2 protein-coding genes and 3 tRNA genes are annotated in these 2,099 nt (G+C 37.0%); all 5 read right to left on the reverse strand.

All coding sequences use genetic code 11. The features are described from left to right. Positions 1-26 precede the first annotated feature (26 nt). Positions 27-329 carry an alanine--tRNA ligase-related protein gene (locus tag ACJ5GX_RS05720; RefSeq protein WP_495292794.1) on the reverse strand — a complete coding sequence of 101 codons (303 nt, stop codon included), beginning with the start codon at positions 327-329 and terminating at the stop codon, positions 27-29. A 562-nt stretch (positions 330-891) separates the two neighbouring features. Further along, positions 892-964: transfer RNA gene (locus ACJ5GX_RS05725), tRNA-Gly, on the reverse strand. Between the two features lie 34 nt (positions 965-998). Beyond that, a tRNA-Tyr gene (locus ACJ5GX_RS05730) sits at positions 999-1,082 on the reverse strand. Between the two features lie 54 nt (positions 1,083-1,136). Beyond that, positions 1,137-1,212, reverse strand: a tRNA-Thr gene (locus ACJ5GX_RS05735). A gap of 98 nt (positions 1,213-1,310) precedes the next feature. After that, positions 1,311-1,703 (reverse strand): chorismate-binding protein, encoded by a 393-nt coding sequence (locus tag ACJ5GX_RS05740; protein WP_495292795.1) that lies wholly within the window; start codon positions 1,701-1,703, stop codon positions 1,311-1,313. Between the last annotated feature and the right edge of the window lie 396 nt (positions 1,704-2,099).

Here is a 2,099-nt window from a genome sequence, read left to right on the forward strand (position 1 = left end):
TAATTTTGTAGCTTATTATTAACTTTTTAATTATGTTGCAGATAGCTTACATCAGAGAAAATCAGGATCGATCTTGCTTTCTGAGCCTGCATTGCTGTCTCAAAACCTGCTTCATCCAAAAGATATCCTTTTTCACGTAAAATCAATGCTGTCAAGTCAATTGGAAAACCAAAGGTATCGTATAATTCAAATGCTTTGGCACCGTCTATTGTATCAGATGATGTATCAGCAATTACCTGATCGATCAATTTATCAGCAACAGTCATTCCTCCGAAATCAGAAGCTAAAAATTCTTCTTTTGTACTGAATGCCAATGCTTTGTTTGCCAATTCTGTTGCTAAAGCTACGAAACCTTCGTTTTTACCTACGAAGTCAGTTTCACATCCTAAAGTGATTACTACACCAGCAGTTTTATCAGCATTTACAACAGCTATTGAAGCTCCTTCAGTAGATTCTCTATCTGAACGGTTAGCAGCAACTTTCTGACCTTTTTTACGTAAGATCGATCAGAATTCTTACCTAAATTAAACGAAGGAGCTATTTATGTAAGAGCAACACTGCCTAACAGTATCAATCTGGATGAATCGGTAAAACTTACCAAAGAGATGAAAACCTTGTTGCAGAATGATTTTGACGAGATTGATTTCATCATGACACAGACCGGACGGCCAAATGACGGAACTGATCGATCCTACCGGAGGCGCTGTAGCTAAAGATGTAGAATTGATGGTTAATTTAGAATTTGTACAGTAAAAATAATAAATAAGTAAACAACAAACAAAAAAGTGCTTCTCGTTAAGAGAAGCACTTTTTTTATGTAATATCAGTATATAATATCGAATTAAGCAATAAAAAAAGGTTTCTAAATTATTAGAAACCTTTTATTCCAAGAGCGGAAGACGAGGGTCGAACTCGCGACATGTAGCTTGGAAGGCTACCGCTCTACCAACTGAGCTACTCCCGCTTAATGTTGGTAATTAACCACTTATCGAAGTTAATGGTGGTGAGAGAAGGATTCGAACCTTCGAAACTTTCGTGGCAGAGTTACAGTCTGCTCCCTTTGACCGCTCGGGAATCTCACCATTTACACTTACTTTCAGTGCCGTTCCTCTACATTATAACACAAAACTTTAAGATGGTGCCGGCACACGGATTCGAACTGTGGACCTACTGATTACAAGTCAGTTGCTCTACCAACTGAGCTATGCCGGCGTTTCTTAGTGTTTCGTACGTTTCGTATCGGAACGGTGTGCAGTTTAGCAAAACTCAGAATCCTTGCAAGTGTTTTTTTTAAAAAAAACCTCAAAAACTCATAAAATCAATCCGTTTGATGATAATTCAACCGCTTTGATCACTGCGCGAGCTTTTATTTGGGTTTCATTCCACTCTGATTCAGGATTTGAGTCCACAACAAGCCCCGCTCCAGCCTGTACATAGACTTTATTTTCACGAATTACACAGGTTCTAATCGCAATCGACATGTCCATTTCACCATGCCAGCCTAAATAACCAACAGCGCCACCAAAAATACCACGCTTTACTGGTTCAACTTCGTCAATAATTTCCATCGCGCGAATTTTTGGCGCGCCAGAAAGCGTCCCGGCTGGGAAAGTTGCTTTAAAAACATCCAAAGCATCAACATCATCCAACACCTCACCCTGCACATTGGAAACAATATGCATGACATGTGAGTAACGCTCGATCGATCTTTAAGTGGTTTTTGTTTCACTGGTAAAATGTTTCTTTCCACATATTTCTTATTGATATATTCAAATAATCTGTTTTGGCTCGTATTTTGTATGTTATTGCAGGTTTTAATCACATTGTTTACTTCCGCTTGAATTATCCAATGTTCTACATCATCTAATAATTTATGGTCTATTGTATCATCAATATCCAAATTGATTTTAGATATATGATTGTTTAATTGCGATTGACTCTTTGTTAAATATTTTTTCAATATGTAATAATAGAATAGTTCTTTATCAGAGTCCATAAGTTTAGTGAAATGTTTATTTTTAAAGTCTTCAATTCTTGCCTTCTGTATATTTTTTCTTTTTTTGCCTCTACTTAGGCTATCATTTTGCGTATCTATCTCA

This window comes from Wolbachia endosymbiont of Tuta absoluta (assembly GCF_059414725.1).